The organism is bacterium, assembly GCA_040755795.1.
Taxonomy (GTDB): domain Bacteria; phylum UBA9089; class CG2-30-40-21; order CG2-30-40-21; family SBAY01; genus JBFLXS01.
On sequence record JBFLXS010000352.1, the window covers coordinates 1 to 4,304 of the forward strand.

At 34.9% G+C, this 4,304-nt stretch carries 4 protein-coding genes; all 4 read right to left on the reverse strand.

Annotation, left to right across the window (positions count from 1 at the left end; all coding sequences use genetic code 11):
- Nucleotides 1-309: 309 nt before the first annotated feature.
- The 4 genes from lptB to AB1414_16400 all read right to left on the reverse strand — a co-directional run bounded on the left by lptB (nt 310) and on the right by AB1414_16400 (nt 3,955).
- Nucleotides 310-1,038 (reverse strand): LPS export ABC transporter ATP-binding protein, encoded by a 729-nt coding sequence (gene lptB / locus AB1414_16385; GenBank protein ID MEW6608996.1) that lies wholly within the window; start codon nt 1,036-1,038, stop codon nt 310-312.
- A gap of 9 nt (nt 1,039-1,047) precedes the next feature.
- Nucleotides 1,048-1,659, reverse strand: coding sequence for an LptA/OstA family protein (locus tag AB1414_16390; GenBank protein MEW6608997.1), 612 nt, complete (start codon nt 1,657-1,659; stop codon nt 1,048-1,050).
- Between the two features lie 44 nt (nt 1,660-1,703).
- Entirely contained in the window at nt 1,704-2,489 is a 786-nt protein-coding gene (locus AB1414_16395; GenBank protein ID MEW6608998.1) for an aminotransferase class IV, read from the reverse strand.
- Nucleotides 2,490-2,590: 101 nt separating this feature from the next.
- A complete protein-coding gene (locus AB1414_16400) occupies nt 2,591-3,955 on the reverse strand; it encodes a DUF4139 domain-containing protein (protein MEW6608999.1) in 1,365 nt (454 codons plus the stop codon).
- Between the last annotated feature and the right edge of the window lie 349 nt (nt 3,956-4,304).

Here is a 4,304-nt window from a genome sequence, read left to right on the forward strand (position 1 = left end):
TTATTTCTTTTGGGCAAGTCTCCTTGCCTCTTTCTTAGTAAGAATAACACAAGGAAGCTGGAAATTCAAGCAAAATTTTCATCCTCCTTTGTGCCCCGCAGGGGCATGACGGTTTCTCCTGAAAATAATCCGCAGATTTCGCAGAGGACACAGATTTTTATTTTTTTATCTCCCCGCTGGCGGGGAATTAAGGGATTCTTTTATTCCCGAATCCCGAGCCCCGAGTCCCGAGTCCCTTAATTTTCATCTTCCTTTGTGCCCTACAGGGCTATGAGCGTTTCTCCTTCATCCATTTTTCACTATCCTTTTCTATCCGGCCATAGTAAATTTCTCACCCAGATATATTTCCCTTGCCTTTGGGTCATTAATCAGGTCTTGAGAAGTCCCGGAGAGAAGTATTTCTCCTTGATACATAATATAGGTGCGGTCGGTTATTTCCAATGTTTCCCGAACATTATGGTCAGTAATCAGCACGCCTAATCCTTTTTCTTTAAGGTGAGAGACAATGGTTTGAATATCATCGACGGCAATCGGGTCAATGCCGACAAAAGGTTCATCTAAAAGCATAAAGTCAGGACAGGTAACTAACGAGCGGGCAATCTCGCATCGTCTTCGTTCCCCTCCAGAAAGGGTTACGGCTTTTTGTTTCGCTAAATGAGCAATGCCTAATTCCTCTAATAATTCGTTTAATCTTATTTTTCTTTGTTCTGAAGTCATCTTGATGGTTTCCAGAATGGCTAATAGATTTTCCTCAACAGTTAATCCTCTAAATATAGAAGGTTCCTGGGCTAAATAGCCGATGCCTTTTCTTGCCCTCTGGTACATAGGTAAGTGGGTAATTTCTATTTCATCAAGCCAGATATTGCCAGAATCAGGCGAGATTAGTCCTGTAACCATATAAAATGTGGTTGTTTTTCCCGCACCATTTGGTCCTAATAAACCAACAACCTCACCTTGATTAACCTCAATACTGACCTTATTCACGACCCGTTTTGAGCCGTAGTTTTTGATTAAATCATTAGTTTTTAGAACAGACATATTTACTCCCTATTTCTTCATTAATATCGCTTTTACTCCACCAATTACCTCAAACCTATCCTCTTTAACATAATAGATTATTTTTTCACCAACAAGTTTATTTTCTGATTGAATTACCTGCGGCTGACCAATTAATTCTAATCTTTTTTTATCATCAGAATAGATGGCTTTTGAAGCAGTAGCAATCGTATCTTGATGAATAATCTTAACCAAATCTGTTATCACAAACTCATTTTTTTTATAAAACCCTTCCATTTTCATTGCAGTAATCGTTACATCTTCATTTTTTAATTCTAATCTAGGCTGGTTAGTAATAAGGATATATTCAATCGGCTTCTGATATTTCAGATAACCACCAGTAAGGTAAATATTTTTCTCTTTATCAACAACCTTTACCTCCCCTTCACCTATCATCTCATCTAATGTTGACAATTTACCAATTACCTTTATTTTTGTTGAAGAAATAGAGATACTTCCTTTAGTAATCAAAACATTCCCTGTCAGGATTGTGCTTTCTTCTTTACGGTTCCAGACAGCATTATCGGCAAAAATATTAATATCCTCTGCCCATGTGTTGGAAATAACAAAGATATTTATTAGAAGAAAAATCGTTCTCCTCATTTGTTTTTATAATACCATAGATAAATATTATTGTCAATGATAATTTAATGTAGTAAAGACCGTAATTTTTGAGTGAGGATACCCGGGTGTCCATTGCCTATAATTCGTCCATCTATCTGGATTACCGGCACAATTCCTGCTGATGTAAAGGTTAAAAACACCTCATCACAACAGTAAAGGTCAAATCGGGTAATTGTTTCTTCTTTTACCTCAATTTGCTCTTTTTGGGCTAATTCTATGATAAAATCTCGGGTTATACCCCTTAATAACCCTAAATAAATCGGAGGAGTGACTAATTTCCCTTTTTTACAAACAAATATATTACTTATTGTTCCTTCGGTCACATAACCATTTTTATTGAACATTATTGCCTCAAAATGGGAGGTTACCTCTATCTTAGCCATAATATTCGCCGCAAAATTAGATGATTTTACCAGCGGATTAGTTGATTCTATAAAGTGTCTTCTGGTAGGAACGGTAATGATTGAAACTCCTTGAGTATATATTTCTTCAGGATATTGTGGTAGAGGTCTAACGATTATCTGAAGGCTGGATTTAAAAACACTAATTCGAATATAACCATTAGTAAGATTATTCTTCTTAATCGTCTGATGAATCGCCAGGATTAATTTATCTTTGTCTAAAGGAATTTTTATAACTTTCGCCCCATCATATAATCTTTGTAAATGTTCTTCTAACTTAAATATCTTACCTTCTTTAAAGATTAAACTCTCAAATAAGCCATCTGGCTCAATTATATTGAACACATTTACTTCCGGGATAAATTTACCATCGACATAAACTAATAAATCAGGATATTTTATTTTCATCGTTTTCTTTGGAAATTAGCAATTGGAGATTCCAATCTCAATTCCAAAACGGCTCCACCCATTTTTAACCGCAATCTTCCTTCACACTAAAAAACTATTTCTTACCACTCACATCTAACTGTATATCTTATTGTTTCCTTATCATTTTTTCTAACCTTAATTTTAAATTCTAATGTATTGGCATCTTTAATTTTGTAATCATGGGTAGTTTTTATTACACTCCAGGTGCCGTATTGTGATTCTATGACTGAAACTTCAATATCTTCGTCTTTATGGTTTTTTACTTCTATTTCATAAGTATCCTCACGGATTTGCGGGGTTATTTTTTGACGGCTGATAATCTTTCGTTCTCCAACCACATCAAATGCCTCTCCGATGGAAATTCTAACATCTTCATCCTTTGGGGTATGGTCAATCTCATCTTCACCGATGAACTGCAAGGCACCTTCTTTATCTGCTTTATATACCCTGAATTTACCTTTAGGGAGTGGTATTCCCAATCCATAATTCTGTGAATTCACAAATTCTAAATTCACTTGAACCTTTTTCCCATATCGGGCGCCATTATAAATAAAAGTCTTCTGACAAGAAAGGTTATTACTGGATAAAAGGTTAATTTGTTTAGTTTGCTTATCTTTTAAAGTTGTCAATCTACTAAGGGTATAAATATGATACTCAAATAGAGGTTCTTCTTTAAATCCTCCGTCTTCTGCGGCTTTTGCCCCCACATACATTATTTCCCTTGTTGGTTCTTTTGGTTTTAATAAATGAATATCTCCAGCAATAAGTTTTAACCGGGCATTTCTATAAGTCGTGCCGCTTTGATTATCAATAGTTACCCAGCCCGTCAAGTCTAAACTTGCATCTTTATCATCAACGATTGCCACATAATCTGCATACCACTTCATCCCTTTGGTGAGATAAGTCAATTCACATAAATCTTTATCACCAATATCCGAAATTATTCCCCACATAAGTGTAGGTCTGGTCATTAATCCTTCAGGTAATTCAGGGAATTTTATATCATTTACATTCTCAAGATTAACCATCACCACAGGTCCTTTTGTCTTATCCCTGGTCAAAATGATGTGCTTATCATCAAAACTTAATAACGAGCCTTCGTAGAGCTGATTGTCCTTTGTAATTATTTGAATTGACTTATCTACATATTTTTCTAACAGTTTATTTGCACTGACTAAATCATATTCATAATTTTGTTCTTGAATCTTAACCTTATCTTCATATTTTGTGGCTTTAAAGTGAACTGATGTTGGGTCGATTAATGAAGCAACATCAGTAAATCTTATGATATTTTCACCCTTTTTAAACTCTATCCATCTGTTATCCTTAACTAACCCTAAATCCTGATTATAGACAGTAATTTCAACTCCTTCTTTGCTTTCAGCCCTTATTTCACCAATAAGACTCAAACTAATTAAAATCAAGAAAATACATTTTTTAAACATTATTTTTTACCTCCTTGTATTTGGTAAATGGTAACTGGTGAATGGTAATTAGTTACCAATTAACCGATTACGTAACTATTCAGCATACCAAGCAAGTAGGAAGTAGGAAGAAGGGAAAATACTTCATACTATTTTACTCTTAATTGATTTGATTAAACCTATAAGCATCCTACTCACTTCTTCAGATATATCCCAAATGGATTGAAAATCTGGCAGATAATTAATCTTTAGATAGAATTAGATAATACCTTTCTTACTTTCCTACTCTCCTACTTCCTACTTTCAGGAGGAAATAGTAGGCAAGTAGGTAGTAGGAAAGGGATAAAGGATGTGCACGGTATTCCTCTTC